Source organism: Streptomyces sp. NPDC003691 (assembly GCF_053981115.1).
On sequence record NZ_JBSFNQ010000057.1, the window covers coordinates 32,062 to 50,772 of the forward strand.

Genomic DNA, 18,711 nt, shown 5'->3' on the forward strand with positions numbered 1-18,711 from the left:
CGGCGGCGCCCCCGTACCGGCTCATCCCGGGGTGAGCGCCCGGACCGCCTTGCGGGCCGCGACCAGTACCGGGTCCCAGACGGGGGAGAACGGCGGCGCGTACCCGAGGTCGAGCATCGTCATCCGCTCCACGGTCATCCCGGCCGTCAGGGCCACCGCCGCGATGTCGACCCGCTTGGCCGCGCCCTCGCGGCCGACGATCTGGAGTCCGAGGAGCCGTCCCGCGCCGCGCTCCGCGATGATCTTCACGGTCATCGGTGACGCGTCCGGGTAGTACCCGGCGCGGCTGGTCGACTCGACGGTCGCGGTGACGTACCGGAGCCCGGCCGCGGCCGCGTCCTTCTCCCGCAGCCCGGTCCTGGCGATCTCCAGATCGCACACCTTGCTGACCGCGGTCCCCACCACCCCGGGGAAGGTGCCGTAGCCCCCGCCCGCGTTCGCCCCGATGATCTGGCCGTGCTTGTTGGCATGGGTGCCGAGCGGGATGTACCGCTCCCGGCCCGAGACCAGGTCCAGGACCTCCACGCAGTCCCCGCCCGCCCAGACCGCCTCCTGCCCGCGGACCCGCATCGACAGGTCCGTCAGCAGCCCTCCGTACTCCCCGGTGGGCAGCCCCGCCGCTCGGGCGAGCGTGGTCTCCGGCTCCACCCCGATCCCGAGGACGACCACGTCCGCCGGGTACTCGGCGTCCGCCGTCGCCACCGCCCGCACCCGGCCGTCGTCGCCGGTGCGGACCGCCAGGACCTCGGCGCGGTTGACGGTCGTGATGCCGAGGCCGTCCATCGCGGTATGCACCAGACGGCCCATATCCGGGTCGAGGGTCGCCATCGGCTGCTCGCCGCGGTTGAGCACCGTGACCTCGAAACCGCGGTTCAGCAGGGCCTCCGCCATCTCGACGCCGATGTACCCGGCGCCCACCACGACCGCCCGGCGGCGCTCCCCGGCCGGACCGGCCGGGCCGAGTGCCTCCAGCGTGGCGAGAAGGGCCTGTCCGTCGTCGAGGGTCTGCACCCCGTGGACGCCGGGCGCGCCGATCCCGGGGATCTCCGGCCGGACGGGCCGGGCGCCGGTCGCGATCACCAGCTTGTCCCAGCCCGTCCAGCTCTCCGTACCGCTCTCCAGGTCCCGGGCCCGTACCCGCCCGCGGTCCGGGTCGATCTCCACCACCTCGGTGCGCATCCGCAGGTCGATCGCCCGGGCCCGGTGCTCCTCGGGCGTCCGGGCGATCAGTTCGTCCCGGTCGGCGACCTGCCCGCCGACCCAGTACGGGATCCCGCACGCCGAGTACGAGGAGAAGTGACCGCGCTCGAAGGCGACGATCTCCAGCTCGTCCGGCGTACGGAACCTGCGTGCCTGCGAGGCGGCGGACATGCCCGCCGCGTCGCCCCCGACGACCACCAACCGCTCTGCTGCCATGGGACACACGCTACGTCGGGCGCGGGGACGGGGAGTCAGGCCCGGTCCGTCCCCTCGCCGGTCGCCCGCCCGCCGGTGCCGTCAGTGCCGTCGGTGCTGTCGGTGCCGCCGGTGTGCTCCGTGCCGTCCGCGTCCGCGGCCCGCTCCGGGGCGGCCGTACCTCCCGGACGCCGGGACCGCTGCCACCGCCACCCGACGGCCCCCAGCGCCAGCAGGACCAGGAACGGCAGCATCGCGCTCAGCACGATCACAATCCACCGCACCACCGTCACCAGCGCGTCCCAGCCGGTCTCCAGGGCGTCCAGCACCCCGGGGTCGTCGTCCTGCTCGGGCCGCTTCTCGCGCGGCTCGGGCTCCCGGTAGTCCAGGGTGAGCGTCGACAGGGCCGCCCGGTCCTTCAGCGACGACTGCTGGGCCAGCAGCGACTCCAGATCGGCCTGCCGGCGGCCCAGCTCCGCCTCCAGCGACACGATGTCGCTGAGCTGCGACGCCCGGTCCATCAGCTCCCGGACCCGGGCCACGCTGGCCCGCTGGGTCGCGATCCGGCTGGTCACATCGACGACCTCGCCGGTGACGTCCTTCGTGGAGGACTCCACGGAGATCAGCCTGCCGCCCTTCGACAGCGACGCGAGCACCGCCCCGTACCGCTCCTGCGGCACCCTCAGCACGATCCGGGACGAGTCCGAGCCCTCGGCACCGGTGCCGTTCTCGTAGCCCGAGGACTCCTCGCTGACATAGCCGCCCTCGGCCTCGGCGATCCGCCGCGCGGCCGCCACGGCCTTCCCGACGTCCGACACCTCGACCTGGAGCTCGGCGGTCCGGATCCGGTGGGTGGCGGAGAGCAGCGGCTTCGGGCTGCCCGGCTTGGCGCCGGAGTCCTTCGCGGTACTGCCGGTCCCCGCTTCCGCCGCCCGGCCGCCGCCTGCCTCCGGTGCGGCCTGCTCCGCCCGGGCATCCGCGGCAGCCGGCTTGTCGGCCGCCGATTGCGCCGTATCGGAGGACGCCGAGCAGCCGGACACCGTCAGCACCCCCGCCACCATCAGCACGGCGAGCATTTGTCGAGCACGCATCTCTTCCCCCTGGCGCGGCACCGGCGTCCCGGCACCGCATCGTGTTCCGTCCCCGTCGTTCGGTGTCCCTTGGACGGAGAGCGGCCGCGGATCGTTTGCGGCCGGCGGTCCCGAACCGGTCACGTTCGGGACTCGGAACGGCATTTGAGAGAGTGGGGCCATGGACTCCGCGCACAGCGACGGCGCCGGTACGGCCGACGCCACCGGCACACAGACCGCCACGGGCACCGGCGGGGGTACGCCCCCGGGCCGCGCCGTCGTCGTCGGCGGCGGTATCTCCGGGCTGGCCGCCGCCCACCGGCTCGCCGGCGCGGGCTGGCGGGTCACCCTGCTGGAGACCGCCGCGGTCGTCGGCGGAAAGCTCGCCACGGGCGAGATCGCCGGTGTCCCCGTCGACCTGGGCGCCGAGTCGATGCTCGCCCGCCGCCCCGAGGCGGCCGATCTCGCCCGCGCCGTCGGCCTCGGCGACCGGCTCCAGGCCCCGGCCACCACGACCGCGTCCGTATGGACGGGAGGCGCCCTGCGGCCCATGCCCCGGGGCCATGTGATGGGCGTCCCCGGCGACGCCGGAGCCCTCGCCGGACTGCTCGGCCCCGAGGGGATCGCCCGCATCGCCCGGGAGCGCGAGCTGCCGCCCGCCGAACTCGGCGACGACGTCGCCATCGGCCGGTACGTCGCCGACCGGCTCGGCGAGGAGGTCGTCGACAAGCTGGTGGAGCCGCTGCTCGGCGGGGTGTACGCGGGCGACGCCTACCGCATCTCGATGCGGGCCGCCGTGCCCGCGCTCTTCGAGGCCGCCCGCAGCCACCCCTTCCTCCTCGACGCCGTCCGCGCCGTCCAGGAGGCGGCCGCGGCCCGGCAGCAGACCGGCCCCGTCTTCCTCGGGCTCGACGGCGGTGTCGGCACCCTGCCGTCCGCCGTCGCCGCCGCCGTCCGCGCGGCCGGGGGCGAGCTGCGCACCGGCACCCGGGTCCTCGGCCTCGACCGGGGCGCCGGGGGCTGGCGGGTCCGGACCGACCGGGGCGAGACCCTGACCGCCGACGCCGTCGTCCTCGCCACCCCCGCCTGGTCCACCGCCGAACTGCTGTCCGCGGAGTCCCCGGCCGCCGCCGCCGAACTCGGCCGGATCGCCTACGCCTCCATGACCCTGATCACCCTGGCCTTCCGCCGCGCCGACGTGGACGCGGCCGGTCTGCCCGCGGGCAGCGGCTTCCTGGTCCCCCCGGGCGAGGGCCTCACCATCAAGGCGTCCACCTTCTCCAGCCGCAAATGGCGCTGGACCGACGAGGCGTCGGCCGCCGAGGGACTGGCCGTCCTGCGGACCTCCGTCGGCCGGTACGGCGACGAGGACCACCTCGACCGGGAGGACGGCGAACTCGTCGACGTATCCCTCCGGGACCTCGCCGCCGCCACCGGACTCGCCGCCCGCCCCGTCGCCACCACCGTCACCCGGTGGATCGGCGGACTGCCGCAGTACCCCGTGGGCCATCTCGACCGCACCGCCCGGATCCGCGCCGAGGTCGCGAAACTCCCCGGGCTCGCGGTCTGCGGCGCCGCCTACGACGGCGTCGGGATCCCCGCCTGCATCGCGGACGGACAGCGGGCCGCGGACACGGCCGCCGCGATCCGGACCCGGTCGGCGGACGCCGGAAGCGACGCGGGACAATAGCCCCATGAGTGCGCCAGAAAAGATCCCGAACGCGGGCAAGAAGGCCAAGGACCTCAACGAGGTCATCCGCTACACGCTGTGGTCGGTCTTCAAGCTCCGTGACGTACTGCCCGACGACCGCGACGGCTGGGCCGACGAGGTCGAGGAACTGTTCGCCAAGCTGGCCGCGGAGGACGTCAGGATCCGCGGTACGTACGACCTCTCGGGGCTGCGCGCCGACGCCGATCTGATGATCTGGTGGCACGCCGAGACCGCGGACGAACTCCAGGACGCGTACAACCGCTTCCGCCGTACCCGCTTCGGCCGGGCGCTCGTCCCGGTCTGGTCGAACATGGCGCTGCACCGGCCCGCGGAGTTCAACAAGTCCCACATCCCGGCGTTCCTGGCCGACGAGCGGGAGCGGGACTGGGTCAGCGTCTACCCCTTCGTCCGCTCCTACGACTGGTACCTCCTGCCGGACGAGGACCGCCGCCGGATGCTCGCCGACCACGGCAAGATGGCCCGCGGCTACCCGGACGTCCGGGCCAACACCGTGGCGTCGTTCTCCCTCGGCGACTACGAGTGGATCCTCGCCTTCGAGGCCGACGAACTGCACCGGATCGTCGACCTGATGCGCCATCTGCGCGCCTCCGAGGCCCGGATGCACGTCCGTGAGGAAGTGCCCTTCTACACGGGCCGCCGGAAGTCCGTCGCGGCCCTGCTGGCCGACCTCGCCTGACGGACCGCAAGCACCGGCTCCGGGGCCCGGCCCGTCATCGGGCGGCCCCGGAACCGGAACGGCCGTACCACCCGGCGGCCCGTACCGCCGGGAAGAAGCCGGTTGCCGTCACGGCGGCGGCCGCGGCCTGAGAAGATGCTCCGCGGAGGAGGTCCGGGGGCGGCACCGCTCCCGGTGGTCCGGGGACGGGTCCGCACGGGACCCGGACTCCGTGACCCGGAAGATCAGACGGCGGGACGCGGCGGCTGCGGCCGCAGCGTCCGCTGCTCCAGCGACACCGGGTCGGGCTCCGGGTGCGGCGCGCACGACGCGCGCCGCACCGGCGCCTCGCCGCTCAGCAGATACTCCTCCAGATAGCGGTTGACGCAGTCGTTCGCGCCGCCGCCGACGCCGTGCGTCCCGGCGTCCTCCTCGGTGATCAGCACCGACCCCTTCAGCCTGCGGGCCAGCTCCTTCGCCCCTTCGTACGGGGTCGCCGCATCGTGCTCCGCCGCCAGGATCAGCACCGGCGGCAGCGCTCCCCAGCGGGTGCGCACCTCCAGCGGCTGCTGCCGGGGCGCCCGCCAGAAGGCGCACGGCAGATTCATCCAGGCGTTGTCCCAGGTCTCGAAGGGCGCCTTGCGGGCCAGCGCGGTGTTGTCCCGGTCCCAGACCCGCCACTCCGTCGGCCAGGGCGCGTCGTTGCAGAGGATCGCCGTATAGACGGCGTTGGAGTTCTCCGACTCCGCCGCCCACTGCTTCTTCGGTGACGCCTGCGCGATCAGCGGCTTGTCGTTGCCGCGCAGATACTCCGACAGGGCCCGGGCCCGGGACGGCCAGTAGTCGTCGTAGTAGGCGGCGCCGAGGAACGCCGACTGGAGCTGCGCCGGGCCGACGGTGCCGCCCGCGGGCTCCGTCGCCAGCCGGGTCTTCACCTCCTCGTAGCGCCGGGCCACCGCCGCCGCGGTGGTGCCGAGCCCGAAGACGTCGTCGTGCCGGGCCGTCCAGGCCCGGAAGTCCGCCCAGCGGCGTTCGAACGCGAAGGACTGGTCGAGGTTGTTGCGGTACCAGACCTTGTCGCGGGCCGGGTGCACCGCCGAGTCGAAGACCATCCGGCGTACGTGCGAGGGGAACAGCGTGGCGTACAGGGCGCCGAAGTAGGTGCCGTAGGAGGCGCCCATGTACGTCAGCCGCTCCTGGCCGAGCGCGGCGCGCAGCACATCCAGGTCGCGGGCGTTGTTGAGGGAGGTGTAGTGGCGCAGCGCGTCGCCCGACCGCCGCGCGCAGCCGTCGGCGTACGCCTCGGCGTCGGCGATCCGGGCCCGTTTGAACGCGGGCGAGGGATGGGTCTCGGAGGGGGTGGGCGCCTTGAGGAACTCGGCGGGCTCCAGGCAGGACAGCGGCGCCGAGCGGCCGACGCCGCGCGGCGCGTAGCCGACCAGGTCGTAGGCGCGGGCGATCCGCTTCCACTCGTCGAGCCCGCCGGCGAGCGGGAAGTACATACTGGAAGCGCCCGGGCCGCCCGGGTTGTAGACGAACGCGCCCTGGTACTCGGCGGGTTCCCCGGTCGCCGCGATCCGGCTGACCGTCAGGGCGATGCGTCTGCCGTCGGGGTCCGCGTAGTCGAGGGGTACTTCGACCGTGCCGCAGGTCACCGAGTCGGGGAGCCCTTCCGCGGCCGGGCAGTCGCCGAAGGCGATCCCCCGCTCGGCGGCGCGGGCGGCGGCCACCGCGGTGCCGCGCTCCTCCGGCGCCGGAGCGCCGCCGGGCCCGCGGACCGCGGTGCCGGTGGCGGGCGTCACGGTCAGCGCGGACAGGACCAGCGAACCGAGACCGGCCACCAGCCCGTACCCCACCCCTCTGTTCGTCACGTTCCGGGTTCCCTTTCTGCGGACGGACGGCACCTGCGCACATGCCATGCGGTCAAGGGATTTTTCGGGGTATGTGCCGAGCTGTAAAGCACCTTTGTGGGGTGTCGCGGTCAATGCCCCCGATGCGCCGTACCGGGATCCGCGCGCTGCCCGTGGCCGCCGGTGAGCGCCCGGCGCAGCAGAGGGTCCTCCAGGGCGGCGGGTCCGGCGACGGCGAGCGCCGTGAGCCGTCCCCGCTCGGTGCCGTCGGCCGTGCTGATCAGCCCGGCCAGCAGTCTGCGGCCCTCCGGCGAGGCCCAGCCCAGATAGGGCCGTACCTCCACCCGCCCGATCAGCAGGGCGCTCAGGGTGAGCAGCAGCGGCAGCGCGAACCAGGGGAGGAGTACGGCGGCGGGGGCGCCTCCGCCGGGCAGTACGAGGGCGGCGGCCGTCAGCACGGGTACCGCGAGGGCCGCGGCGCGTACGGCCCGGACGGCCGCCGCGGACCGGACCCGGGAGGCGTCGGGGACGGCGAGCCCGGCGCCGACCAGTGTGGCGGCGATGGCCCGTACGGCGTCCGCGGATCCGGCGGCCCGCCGTACCGCGTCGGTGCGGGCCTGGTGGCCCGCGGGCCCTATCGCCCGGATCACCGAACGCTCCAGCACGCTGTCGGTGTCCGGGTCGACCACGGTCGCCCAGCCGGTGTGCGCCAGCAGCAGCGCCCGGCGGCGGTGCATGGCGACCAGGGTCACATCCATGACCCGGCCGGGGCCGCCCGCGAGGAAGGCGGCTTCGTGGAGAGTGAGTTCACGGGCCCGGTGCCGGACGGAGCGGCGTCCCGGGTGCGGAGCGGCGGCCACGGCGGCACGGCAGAGCCGCACACAGGCGGTGCCCGCGGCGGCCCAGGCGAGGGCCAGCAGGATGATCCGGAGCATTGCCGTGTTGTACGTGACGAGGGGGCCCGGCCGCCAGGGGTTTTTCCGGCGGGGAGGGCGGTCCCGGCGGGTGCGGGGCTGGATTCCGCGCCGGCCGGACGGGGCGCGCGGCCCGGGCGGGTGACGCCCGGGGGCACGGGCGGGTGGCGGGACGGTACGGCTCCGGCCGCTCGCCCCGCCGTCCGGTCTCAGACGCCTCCGCCGCAGCCTCCGCCGCCGCAGGAGGAGCCGCCCCCGCAGGAGGAACCCCCGCCGCCCCCTCCGCCGCAGGAGGATCCGCCCCCGCCGCCTCCGCAGGACGACCCGCCTCCGCCGGAGGAGCCCCCGTGCCCTCCGCAGGTCGAGCCGCCGCCCATCCCGCAGGAGTGCCCTCCGTGGCCGCTGCCGCACCAGGCGACCGAGACGCCGCCACCGGGGTCGGGCACGATCAGGGACGGTGAGACGACGGCCGCGGCCACCATCAGGTCCCGGAGTCTTCCGTCGGTGACCTCCGAGGGGCCCCGGAGCGCCACCTCGACCCCTTGCCGGGGGTCGCGCCGTACCCGCGCGTACTCTCGGAACGCCTGTTGCCCGGCCGGGGTCACTCGTCCCCGGGTCCTTTTCGCGCAGTAGGAGGAGACCGCCGCCCCGGGCCCGGCGGAGAGCGCCACCAGAACGAAGAACCAGGGCCCGGACGGACGGGGGCCGGGGCCGGAGGCGAAGACGAAGGTGAGGACGAGGGCGACGGGAAGACCCGCCAGCAGAGTGCCGGTCTGGATCCGGGCCCAGAGGTTCACCCACCGCCGGGCGGCGGACGGCGGGTTCAGCAGTCCGCGCCGGGCGAGCGCGTTACCGACCCCCTGGACCGCGGGGGAGACCGCCGCGGCCGCCCGCAGGGTGGCCAGAGCGCTGTTGTCGGTATTCCGGGCCAGGTCCAGGACGGCCCGGGGCACCGAGCCCCGTGCGTCCGGTTTCCGCACCACGACGATTCCGGGAGCCACCACATCGATATGCCCCTGCCGGTGGAGCTCCGCGACGGCGGCGTCCACCACGCGCGAGGGGCCGCCGCCGAGGAACGCCGCCTCGTAGCGGTTGCGGAGCCGCCGGCTCCCTCTCCGCCGGCGCGGCCCCCGGAGGGTGGTTGCGGCCGTCGCCACCACGAGGAGCAGGGTGAGCGCGGCCACGGCGAGACCGGTGTACCAGGCGAGGTCCGAGGTGGTCATGGGTTTCCCCCCTTGCTGTGGCGGGTGCGGCCGGAGCGGTGGGCGGCGGCCCGGTGAAGGTCACCCGGCCGCCGCCCGGGCCCGGTCAGGCGCCTCCTCCGCCGCAGCCGCCACCACCGCCGCCACCGCCGCAGCCCCCTCCTCCTCCGCCGCCTCCACCGCCACCGCCGCAGCCCCCTCCGGCGCCGCCGCAGCCGCCGCTTCCGCAGCCGCCGTCACCGCCCCCGCCGTCGTCGGCGCTGCCGCACCAGGCGGGTACGAACGCCCCGGTCGAGGAGCCGTCCGTCGAGTACAGCGCGGGCTGGACGAGCGGGACCGCCGCCGCGGCGAGCACCAGGTCCCGCACGATGGGGTCCGGAATCTGCTTCGGCCCGCGTACGGCCACCTTGACCGCCACCCGCCCGTCGACGCGGTGCTCCCGGACGTACAACTGGAGCGAGGTGCGCCCTTCGGCGGTGAGCCGTCCCCGGGTGAGCTGTCCGCACCGGCCCGCGACGATCGCTCCGAGGACGGCCGAGGGGATCAGGAGTACGACGGCGCCCGGCTCGTCCGAGACGGCGAGGTAGATGGTGATACCGATGGCGGCGGGCACGGTGATGAACAGGACCAGGAGCTGGACCTTGGCCCAGAGGTGTACGGCCCGCCGGGCCGCGGACGGCTGTGCCAGCAGCCCCTTCGCATGGAGCCGGTCGCCGATCCCCTGCACGGTGGGGGAGAAGGCCACGGCCCGGCGCAGGGCGACCAGTGTGCTGTTGTCGGTCTCCCTGGCCAGGGCGAGGGCGGCCCCGGGTACCTCGCCCGCCGGGCCGCCGCGCAGCACCGAGACGGTGCCGGGGCGCACCACGGCCAGCTGCTTCTTGTCGTGCAGATGGGCGATGGCGGTGTCCGCGACGCGCAGCGGGCCGCCGCGCAGGAAGGCCGCGTCGTAGGTGTCGATGACCCGGGTCCGGGAGGCCCGGCCGCCGTGCGGGCGGGCGCGGGTGACGGCCGTCGCGACGGCCAGCGCGACGGTGAGGGCAATGATGATCACCACCGCGGTGGTGCCTATGGCCTGTGGGTCCATGGAGTGTCTCCCCGTGTGATGTGGTCCGGGCCGGGTTGGCGGCCCGAGTGGTCTGAAGGCGCACCGGAAGGTGCGAAAGTGAGCAAAAGGGTCTGCCGGGGGTGATGCGGGGGTACGCCGGTGCTGCGACGGGCGAATGACCGGGTCGGCGGCCGGGGCCGGGCGGTACGAGGTGGTGGTGCGCCGGAGCACCGGCCCCGGGGCACCACCACCGGTGGCGGCGCACCCCGGGCGCCGTGCGGTACATCGGTGTTGCGGCGGGTGCGGCGGGTGCGGCGGGTGCGGTGGTGCGGCGGGTGTGACGGCGCCGCGGTCAGCCGCAGCCGCAGCCGCCGCAGCCCCCGCACCCTCCGCCGTCACCGCCGCCGCCGCTGCAGGAGCCACCTCCGCCGCAGCTCGAACCGCCGTTGTCGTCCTTGCTCCCGCCGCAGCTCGTCGCGGTGCCGCCCCCGCCGCACCACGACACCTGCTCCCCGGCGAGCGCCGGCCCGGCCGCGACCGCGACGAAAGCCGTGGTGGCCGCGGCGACCATCACCGTGCGGAGCGTCTTGTCCTCGACGCCGCCCAGCCCCATACGGGCCACCCGCTCCGCCGGGGTGCCGGGTTCCTTGAACCCGGCCCGGTGGACGGAGAGCGCCCTGCTGCCGTTGCCGGTCACCCGCGCCCTGACGTTCACGCCCACGGCGGCGGCCACCAGCGCGCCCACCAGCAGCCCGGGGCCGACCCGTACCAGGAACAGATCGCCCACCGGCGTCCAGTCGCCGTCGTTGGTCAGCTGGGTGGCGATCAGGGCCGCGGGCACCGCCAGCAGGAAGACGATCTTCTGGAGGCGGGCCCACCGGGTGATGACCCGGAGATCGCGGCTGGGTGCGACCAGCAGCCCGCTGCGCGCCAGCCCGTGGCCGATCCGCTGGACCGTCTCCGAGCGGGCCGCCGTATGCCGCAGCGTGTTCAGCGCGCCGTTCGGCACCTCCTCGGCCGCGGTCAGCACGGCCCGCTCCACGGCGTCCTGGCCCTCGGCACGCTCCACGGTCACAATGCCGGGCTCGGTGATCCGTATCCGTCCGTCGGCGTGCATGGTCACCAGCGCGACGTCCACGGTCCGCAGCGGGCCGCCGCTGAGGAACGCGGCCTGGTAGGGATCGCCGATCTCCACCTGCCTGCCGTCGCCCTGCCGGTGACGGCGGCGCGATACGACACCTTCGACGAGCAGCCAGACCGTGAGCACGCCGACCACGGCGTTCACGAGCACGGCGACGGTACCGATGGCCATGCCGGTCACCTCCTGACGAGTACGGCCCGCGCCGCACGGACGATTCGGGCGGCCCGGCGCCGGGGCCGCAGCCCGGCACGCTCCTGCCACCAGTGGGTCAGTTCTCTGCGCGTCCGCTCGTCCTCCGGCTGCCCGGCGGCGAGCAGATGCTCCACGAACGCCATGGCGTCACGGCGGTAACCCGCGTGCATCGGACGGCCCTTGGCGTATGCGAGGAAGGTACCCCGGTAGTCGCGGCCGAGGATCTCCGGGAGTTGCGGCGCGATCTTCGCCACCACCTGAGCCCGCTTCGAGGCCAGCGCCCGGCTCTGCACCCGCAGCCGGTACTGGTCGAAGTCCTCGGGCGCGGGCGTCCCGGCGACCAGTGCCGACAGCAGCGCGGCCTGGGCGATGCCCAGCCGCTCCCGGGCCTCCGCGGGCGCCGGGGCGACGGACTCCGGCGCGGCCGCCGGAGCCCCGGTGTCCGGCCGGTCCGGGCGCGCGGTCCGCAGCACGGTACGAATGGAGTCCAGCTCCGATGCCAGCTCGGCCTCGGGCGGGAAGTCGTCGTCGCGCTCCAGCAGCACCCCGGGCGGCGAGATCCGGGAGGCCAGCTCGCGCAGTACGTCGAGCACGGGCTCGGGCACCGGATGGGCGTGGGTGTCGTGCCAGACCCCGTCGCGCTCCACGCCGCCCGCGACATGGACGTACGCGATGGCCTCGACGGGCAGCTCGGCCAGGGCCTTCGCCGGGTCCTCGCCGCGGTTGACGAAGTTGGTGTGCAGATTGGCGACGTCGATCAGCAGCCGTACGCCGGTCCGCTCGACCAGCTCCGCCAGGAACTGCCCCTCGGTCATCTCCTCGCCGGGCCAGGAGATCAGCGCCGCGATGTTCTCCAGCGCCAGCGGGACCGGGAGCGCGTCCTGGGCGATCCGGACGTTCTCGCAGAGCACGGCGAGGGCGTCCCGGGTCCGCGGCACCGGCAGCAGATGCCCGGCCTCCAGCCGCGGCGACGCGGTGAGCGGACCGCCCGCCCGGACGAACGCGATGTGCTCGGTGACCAGCGGGGAGCCCAGGGCCTGCGCGCGCTCCGCGAGGTCGGCCAGCTTCTTCCCGTCGGGCCGGTCGGCACCGCCGAGTCCGAGGGAGACACCGTGCGGTACGACGGTGACACCGCGGGCGCGCAGCCGCTCCAGCGACGCGGACAGATGGCCGGGGCAGACGTTCTCGGCCACCACCTCGACCCAGTCGACGCCGTCGAGGCGCTCCACCGCGTCCGCGATCTCGGGCCGCCAGCCGATGCCGGTACCGAGTGTGCCGTGCGTACCGTGCCGCATGGTTCCTCCCCCTGGTCCCTGTTCTGTACGTCCCCCCGGACGTTTGCGAAGGCGTGTACGAGGGACATGGCCCCGCCGGGCGGCGGTGAATCCCGCAAGGGGGACGTTCAGAGCTGGAATTGAGGTTCCGGCTCGCGCGGAAAGCGACCGAACCGCAATCCGAAGGTGACCGGGGCGCTCCGGAAGGGGCCCGGGGGAGGGCCGCGGAGGGTGTTACGGAGACGGCGGCGCGGGGCGGTTGGTGTCGATCGCGGTCGGTGGGCCGGGCCGGGGCGACGGCCGGGAGGTGAAGCTCAGATCCCCCGTGGGCACCGCCGGGTCCGGGGCCGCCGGGGTGTTCCCGTCCGGTGCGGGCGGACCGGTGGGGCTCGCCGTACCCCCGCCCGCCGCCTCGTGCGCGATGGCGTCGAAGTCGACCCGGCCGGTCGCCTCCAGCATGGTGATGTGGTCCAGCACGGTCTGGTTGGCGTCGGTCGCGAGCTGCCGGATGAGCGTATTGCGGGTGGTGTGCCGGACCTGGGCGACCAGGGCGAAGACCTTGCCGTGGGCGCTGCGCAGCAGATTGGCGAACTTCCGCTCGTACTCCTCGCCGCGGGCCGCCGACAGCTCCCGCAGCCACCCCTGCTGCTGCTCGTTGGGCTGGTTGGGCAGCTCGACCCCCAGTTTCGCCGCCACGTCCCGGGCCCGGGCGTCCAGATCGGCATGACCGACGACCAGATGGTCACCGGCGTCCCGGACGGCCCGGGTCGGAGCCCGCTCGACGGCCTGCTGTCCGGCGGGCAGCTCCCAGAGCCCGGCGAGCCGCACCCGGACCAGGAAGTCCCGGTCGGTCGCCGACAGCGGCCCCCACTGGGTGGGCACGCTGGAGGCGTCGAGGTTGTCCCGGGCCGTCCCGGAGCGGTCCGCGTACGACCACACCGGGAAGAGCAGGGCGCCCAGGGTGGCCACGATGCCCGCGATGATCAGAACCGTCCCGTTGACGCGCCGCACCACATCCGCCTCCCGTACCGGTATGCCCGTGGCATCCCGACCGCCGGCGGTCGGGATGCCGCCGGCGGTTCGCTGCCGGAGAGGGGTACGTACAGCGGGACCCGCGCGTTCAGCACGGATCCGGTACGGGAGCGGCGGAGCCGGGACGTGTCCGCGGGGCGCTCCCGCAGGCACTCCCGGCATCCGGGGGCACCCCCGGATCCGGCCCGGAGGACACCGGGGGAGAAGCTGCCGGACCGGGTCCGGGCCCGGCGGGATCCGCGGGCGGCGGTCTACCGGGCCCGCAGCGCCGGATGGTCCGCGACGACCGTCGCCGAGCCCGCGGGGATCTCCGTGAAACCGGCGTCCCGCACCACCGGCAGCCCGGCCGCCGCCAGGGCCGCGAACCGTTCCCGCGGTGCCGTGCGGACGGCGAGCGCGAAGCCGTTCGCCGCCCAGGCCCGGCGCTCCGCACCGCCCAGCTCCCACCAGGCGAGCTGGGCGCCGTGCCCGGCCTGGGCCATCGCCTTGCCCGCGGACATCGCCACATCCGGATTGAGCCAGAGCACCGGGCCGTCCGGGCCGGGGTCCGCCGGGGGCGCCGGATCGTCCAGTTCGGTCCCCGACACCTGGAGCTTCACCAGCTCCTTCGGCCAGCCGTCCAGCGGCACCGGCGGAAAGACCCGGACCTCGGCCGCCGCGCCGGTGACCGTGATGCCGGGCAGCTCCCCGGCCCGCCGCCACTCGGCGCCGCGCGCCCGCCGCACCACCTTGCGGATCCGGGCGTCCTGCCAGTCCCGCATCGCCGTCGCCCAGGGACCGTCGCCGTGGGAGCGCTCGTCGGCGAGGATCGTGAGGACCGCCCTGGCGGCGGTCTCCAGCGCGTCCGTACGGGCCGGGGGAGCCGCCTTCTCGATCCGTGCCACCAGCGGCAGGACGAACTGCGGGGCCTCGTCGCGCTCGGCGTTCTCGTGACGGAAGGGGCTGTCGGGGCTGAGGGGTTCGCTGCTCACCCCGTCCAGTCTGCCAGCCCGGCTCTCCGGCCCGTGACCGGCCGCCGGTGCGGCACGGGCGGGCCGGTGAGCGGCTGCGGGCTGACTCCTGAGAGGCGCCGGCGGCCCGGCCACGAGTCCACCGCGACTCCGCCGCGAGCCCACCGGGAGTCCTCCGGAAGCCTTTGCCGGACAGATGGTTCGGACACCTGTCCGATAATCTTGGCGGATTACGCCCATCCGGGTGAGGATGCGGCGTATGAAGAGCGACCTTTTCTCCTCCGACAGCCTGGCCCAGCCCGCGACCGCCCCGGGCCTGACCCTGCAGAACGCCAAGTCGGTCAAGTACGCCGTCAACGGTGAGATGCACGCCCGGCAGGGCTCGATGATCGCCTACCGGGGCAACCTCCAGTTCGAGCGGAAGGGCCAGGGCCTCGGCGGCATGCTCAAGCGCGCCGTGACCGGTGAAGGCCTGGCGCTGATGGCGGTCAAGGGGCAGGGCGAGGCCTGGTTCGCCCACGAGGCGCAGAACTGTTTCATCGTCGAGATCGAGCAGGGCGACGCGCTCACCGTCAACGGCCGCAACGTCCTCTGTTTCGATGCCACCCTCAGCTACGAGATCAAGACGGTGAAGGGCGCCGGCATGACCGGCGGCGGCCTCTTCAACAGCGTCTTCACCGGCTACGGAAAGCTCGCGGTGATCTGCGAGGGCACCCCGATCGTCATCCCGGTCTCCCCGCAGCAGCCCGTCTTCGTCGACACGGACGCGATCGTCGGCTGGAGCGCGAGCCTCCACACCTCCCTGCACCGCTCCCAGTCCGTCGGCTCGATGATCCGCGGCGGTTCCGGCGAGGCCGTCCAGCTGAAGCTGGAGGGCGAGGGCTTCGTCATCGTCCGCCCCAGCGAGCTGGTGCCGCAGAAGACCGGCAGCTGAACCCGCCGCCGCACCGGAAGCCGGGCCCGGAAGCCGGGTCCGGACCCGGATCCGTCCCGCGCTGCCGTCCGTGGCGTGCCCCGGCCCCCGCGGCCGGGCCGCCCGCGGCCGTACTCTGGAGCCATGGATCCCTCGCTCGCCTCTGACGCCTCTGACGTCTCCGACGCCGCACAGGCCATGGACGGCTCGTCGTACTGCGCGGACGCCGGAGCCGGAACCCGTGCCGGGCAGGCCGGACCGGAGCCGGGCGGTCCGCCGTACGCGGAGTGCGTGCTGTGCCGTGAGCCCACCGAGTATCCGGAGTCCACGAAGGGCATCACGCTCTGTCCCGTCTGTGCCTGGCAGGAGGCCCAGCGCACGGCCTGCTCCGGCTGACCGGCCCGCCGCCGCACGGGGCCTCCCGGCGCCGGGAGTTCAGCGCCCGGCGCGCATCAGGTCCGACACCTTCACCATGCGATAGCCCCGCCGCCGCAGCTCGGGCACGATCGTCCTGATCGCCGCCTCCGTCGTCGGTGCCGCGCTGCGGGTGCAGTGCAGTACCACCACCGAACCGGGGCGCACCCCTTCCAGTACCTGCTCGGCGACTGCGTCCGCGTCGGTCGCGAAGGCGTCCCCGCCGACGACGTCCCACTGCACGGCCGTCACCCCCGCCGGGCCCAGGGCCCGCAGCGCCGCCGCGTCGTAGCAGCCGCCGGGGAAGCGGAAGTACGGCACCACCTGTCGCGCGCCCGCCGCCCGGATGGCGGCGAAGGCCCGGTCCACATCGGCCCGCATCCGGCTCCCGGCCACGGCGGGCAGCCCGTAGCAGGGCTCCTTGAAGGCATGGTGGCTGTAGGAGTGGTTGGCCACTTCGAAGAGGGGGTCGTTGCCGATCGCCTTCGCCTGGTCCGGGTACTCCTCCGCCCAGCGTCCCGTCATAAAGACCGTGGCCGGGACGGAGAGCGAGCGCAGGGTGTCGATGAGCGCGGGGTTGTCGAACCGCTCCCCGGCCGCGGCCCGCGGCCCCTGGTCGGCCGTCATATCCGCGTCGAAGGTGAGGGCGACCGTCTTCGCCGCCCGCTCGGGGGGCGCGGCCGACCGGAAGAAGACCGGTGCGGCCCCGCCGGGTCCGGCGGCGAGGGTGGGTGCCGCGGCGCCGGGCGGGGGAACCGCCTTCGTACGCTGCGGGGCGGCCCCGGTCGCGGGACCCCGCTCCCCGGCGCAGCCCACGAGAACCGCACCGGCCACCGCCAGGGCCGTCAGCCAATGCACTCTGATCATCACAAAAGTGAACGTAAGTGATGATCAGTCCGGAGGGTGGACGTCTTGCCGTTGTGTCGGCATCCCGGTCAGGCTGTCCACCCGAGCGGGTGCGCGAGCCGTACGCCCGCACCCCGGTGACACCCCTTCAGGGAGGTACCCCATGCCCCCGGCACCCGTGCCGTCCGGTCGTCCGGGCCCGCCGGACTCGGAAGCGGACCCGGAAGCGGAAGCGGACCCGCGGGCGGGTGCCGCGGCGTACGAGCTCGACCAGGGCGGCGAGGCGGCCTGTCTGCTGCACCTGATCTGCCCCGGCTGCGACCTCCCCGCCGACGGCACCGGCCCCGGGTGCTGTGCCCGCTGCGGTACAGCGCTGCCGTCCTGATACCCGGCCGGGCGCGGGCCCGCGGCGGCCCGCGCTGAGTACGACGCGCTCCTGAACCGTATGGAGGGGCGGACGCTCCCCCGCCCGCGCCCGGCGGGCGCCGGGGGACCCACACCGGTGCCCCTCGGCAGCGGAGTCCGCACCCCCCCGTCAGGAGGCCACGAGTTGAACCACAGGCGCATACCGAAGAGGAAGGCCGTGATCGCGGCGGCCGGAGCGGCCGGCATCGTGGCGGCGGCCGTGGTGCTGCCGCAGGCGTACGCCTCCCACGACGGGACGGCCGCCGAGCCGCGGCCCCGCACGCTGAGCGCGGAGTCCGCCGCCGTACTGGCGCGGCAGCTCGGCGACCGCCTCGGCGCCTCCTACGCGGGGGGCTACTACGACGCCGGGAAACAGCGGCTGGTGGTGAACGTCGCCGGAGGCGGCCCCGCGGCCCGTGACCGGGTCCGGGCGGCCGGAGCCGTACCGAGGACCGTACGGAACACCACCAGGACCCTGCTGGCCGCCCAGACCGCCCTCGGACGGCGGGCCCCGGTCCCCGGCAGTGCCTGGGCCGTCGACCCCCGCACCAACCGGGTGCTGGTCACCGCGGACCGCACGGTCACCGGGGCGGACTGGGACCGGCTGACGGCGGCGGTCGGAGCACTCGGGTCCGGGGTGGCCCGGATCGGCAGGTCCGCGGGCGAGTTCCGGCCGTATCTGGCCGGCGGCGACGCGATCTTCGCGGGCGGCGCCCGCTGCTCCGCCGGGTTCAATGTGACCACCGGCGACGGCAGGCCGGGCTTTCTGACGGCCGGTCACTGCGCGGTCGCCGCGGACCGCTGGTCCGACCGCCCGGGCGGGCCGCCCGTCGGCACCGTGGCCCGGGCGGTGTTCCCCGGGGACGGCGATCTCGCCCTGGTGACCTACGACGATCCGGCGGCCGCCGCGCCCGGTGTCGTGGACACCGGCGGCGGCCGGAACCTCACGGTCACCGGCGCGGCCGACGCCGCCGTGGGCTAGGAGGTCTTCAGAACCGGCAGCACCACGGGGCTCCGGGCCGGCCGGGTCACCGGTCTGGGCGCCACCGTCAACTACCCGGAGGGCACGGTCTCGGGGCTGGTGCAGACGGACGTCTGCGCCGAGCCGGGGGACAGCGGCGGCCCGCTCTTCACCCGGGACGGCGCCGCGATCGGACTCACCTCCGGCGGCAGCGGCGACTGCGCCTCCGGCGGGGTGACCTTCTTCCAGCCCGTGACATCCGCACTGGCCGCGACCGGCGCCGAACTGGTCACCGGAGGGGCGCCGGACCCCGGGGCGGACCCGGGCGGCCCGGACGGCGGAGCGCAGCCCGGGGGAGCGGAGTCCGGCGGTCCGGACGACGGCGCCGGGGGTACGGGGGACGGCGAGGGCGGTGGGACGCCGCGGGCGCCGTGGGACGGCGGCGCGGAGGGGGCCGTACGGCCGTACGGGGACGGCTGACGCCGGGCTCCGTGGGCGCCCTGCCGGGACGGCCGCCGGCGAACCGGCCCGTACGGGTACGGGCCGTGCCGGGGCACCTGTGCGGAGACTGCCGGCGTCCGGCCGGAGGGCGTCCCTTCCCTCCGGCCGGACGGACCGTGAACCGGCCGCGGACGCGGTACCGCCTGGCAGGCGGCACCGGTGTGGCTCTCGCCGTCCCGGTTCCCCTCTCCGTTGGCCTCGTTGTGCTTGGTGTCGTAC

The 18,711-nt window shown here is 75.0% G+C and carries 18 protein-coding genes; 7 read left to right on the forward strand and 11 right to left on the reverse strand.

Annotated elements, in window-relative coordinates:
• Positions 1–21 precede the first annotated feature (21 nt).
• Both ACWDR0_RS24310 and ACWDR0_RS24315 read right to left on the reverse strand, forming a co-directional pair.
• Positions 22–1,416, reverse strand: a complete 1,395-nt coding sequence (locus ACWDR0_RS24310) for an FAD-dependent oxidoreductase (RefSeq protein WP_456353867.1) — start codon at positions 1,414–1,416, stop codon at positions 22–24.
• Between the two features lie 35 nt (positions 1,417–1,451).
• On the reverse strand, positions 1,452–2,486 hold the full coding sequence (locus tag ACWDR0_RS24315) for a DUF4349 domain-containing protein (protein WP_456353868.1): 1,035 nt from the start codon (positions 2,484–2,486) through the stop codon (positions 1,452–1,454).
• A 160-nt stretch (positions 2,487–2,646) separates the two neighbouring features.
• Between ACWDR0_RS24315 and hemG the strand changes: the two genes are divergently transcribed.
• Together hemG and hemQ are read left to right on the forward strand one after the other, a co-directional pair.
• Entirely contained in the window at positions 2,647–4,155 is a 1,509-nt protein-coding gene (gene hemG, locus ACWDR0_RS24320) for a protoporphyrinogen oxidase (RefSeq protein WP_456353869.1), read from the forward strand.
• 4 nt (positions 4,156–4,159) lie between these two features.
• The gene (gene hemQ, locus ACWDR0_RS24325) at positions 4,160–4,873 is read left to right on the forward strand and encodes a hydrogen peroxide-dependent heme synthase (protein WP_456353870.1); all 714 of its coding nucleotides are present in this window, start codon (positions 4,160–4,162) and stop codon (positions 4,871–4,873) included.
• A 224-nt stretch (positions 4,874–5,097) separates the two neighbouring features.
• On the opposite strand, the gene ACWDR0_RS24330 is transcribed toward hemQ, so the two are convergent.
• From ACWDR0_RS24330 to ACWDR0_RS24365, 8 genes are all read right to left on the reverse strand, one after another.
• Complete coding sequence (locus ACWDR0_RS24330; RefSeq protein ID WP_456353881.1) at positions 5,098–6,708, reverse strand: alpha/beta hydrolase; 1,611 nt, start codon at positions 6,706–6,708, stop codon at positions 5,098–5,100.
• Positions 6,709–6,833: 125 nt separating this feature from the next.
• The gene (locus ACWDR0_RS24335) at positions 6,834–7,637 is read right to left on the reverse strand and encodes a TIGR04222 domain-containing membrane protein (protein ID WP_456353871.1); all 804 of its coding nucleotides are present in this window, start codon (positions 7,635–7,637) and stop codon (positions 6,834–6,836) included.
• 188 nt (positions 7,638–7,825) lie between these two features.
• Positions 7,826–8,839: a TIGR04222 domain-containing membrane protein gene (locus ACWDR0_RS24340; RefSeq protein WP_456353872.1), complete on the reverse strand. Its 1,014-nt coding sequence runs from the start codon at positions 8,837–8,839 to the stop codon at positions 7,826–7,828.
• Positions 8,840–8,924: 85 nt separating this feature from the next.
• On the reverse strand, positions 8,925–9,902 hold the full coding sequence (locus tag ACWDR0_RS24345; protein WP_456353873.1) for a TIGR04222 domain-containing membrane protein: 978 nt from the start codon (positions 9,900–9,902) through the stop codon (positions 8,925–8,927).
• 313 nt (positions 9,903–10,215) lie between these two features.
• Complete coding sequence (locus tag ACWDR0_RS24350) at positions 10,216–11,175, reverse strand: TIGR04222 domain-containing membrane protein (RefSeq protein WP_456353874.1); 960 nt, start codon at positions 11,173–11,175, stop codon at positions 10,216–10,218.
• Positions 11,176–11,180: 5 nt separating this feature from the next.
• Positions 11,181–12,491: a DUF692 domain-containing protein gene (locus tag ACWDR0_RS24355; protein WP_456353875.1), complete on the reverse strand. Its 1,311-nt coding sequence runs from the start codon at positions 12,489–12,491 to the stop codon at positions 11,181–11,183.
• 213 nt (positions 12,492–12,704) lie between these two features.
• Entirely contained in the window at positions 12,705–13,481 is a 777-nt protein-coding gene (locus tag ACWDR0_RS24360) for a DUF4142 domain-containing protein (RefSeq protein ID WP_456353882.1), read from the reverse strand.
• Between the two features lie 272 nt (positions 13,482–13,753).
• Positions 13,754–14,482 carry an aminoacyl-tRNA hydrolase gene (locus ACWDR0_RS24365; protein WP_456353883.1) on the reverse strand — a complete coding sequence of 243 codons (729 nt, stop codon included), beginning with the start codon at positions 14,480–14,482 and terminating at the stop codon, positions 13,754–13,756.
• Positions 14,483–14,711: 229 nt separating this feature from the next.
• Between ACWDR0_RS24365 and ACWDR0_RS24370 the strand changes: the two genes are divergently transcribed.
• Complete coding sequence (locus ACWDR0_RS24370; protein WP_456353876.1) at positions 14,712–15,386, forward strand: AIM24 family protein; 675 nt, start codon at positions 14,712–14,714, stop codon at positions 15,384–15,386.
• Positions 15,387–15,563: 177 nt separating this feature from the next.
• On the forward strand, positions 15,564–15,761 hold the full coding sequence (locus tag ACWDR0_RS24375; protein ID WP_456353884.1) for a hypothetical protein: 198 nt from the start codon (positions 15,564–15,566) through the stop codon (positions 15,759–15,761).
• Positions 15,762–15,800: 39 nt separating this feature from the next.
• On the opposite strand, the gene ACWDR0_RS24380 is transcribed toward ACWDR0_RS24375, so the two are convergent.
• Positions 15,801–16,646 carry a polysaccharide deacetylase family protein gene (locus ACWDR0_RS24380; protein ID WP_456353877.1) on the reverse strand — a complete coding sequence of 282 codons (846 nt, stop codon included), beginning with the start codon at positions 16,644–16,646 and terminating at the stop codon, positions 15,801–15,803.
• A 142-nt stretch (positions 16,647–16,788) separates the two neighbouring features.
• Here ACWDR0_RS24380 and ACWDR0_RS24385 point away from each other — a divergent pair, with 142 nt between their 5' ends.
• From ACWDR0_RS24385 to ACWDR0_RS24395, 3 genes are all read left to right on the forward strand, one after another.
• Complete coding sequence (locus ACWDR0_RS24385) at positions 16,789–17,010, forward strand: hypothetical protein (protein ID WP_456353878.1); 222 nt, start codon at positions 16,789–16,791, stop codon at positions 17,008–17,010.
• A 165-nt stretch (positions 17,011–17,175) separates the two neighbouring features.
• On the forward strand, positions 17,176–18,012 hold the full coding sequence (locus ACWDR0_RS24390; protein WP_456353879.1) for a S1 family peptidase: 837 nt from the start codon (positions 17,176–17,178) through the stop codon (positions 18,010–18,012).
• Between the two features lie 54 nt (positions 18,013–18,066).
• The gene (locus ACWDR0_RS24395; protein WP_456353885.1) at positions 18,067–18,471 is read left to right on the forward strand and encodes a trypsin-like serine protease; all 405 of its coding nucleotides are present in this window, start codon (positions 18,067–18,069) and stop codon (positions 18,469–18,471) included.
• Positions 18,472–18,711 lie beyond the last annotated feature (240 nt).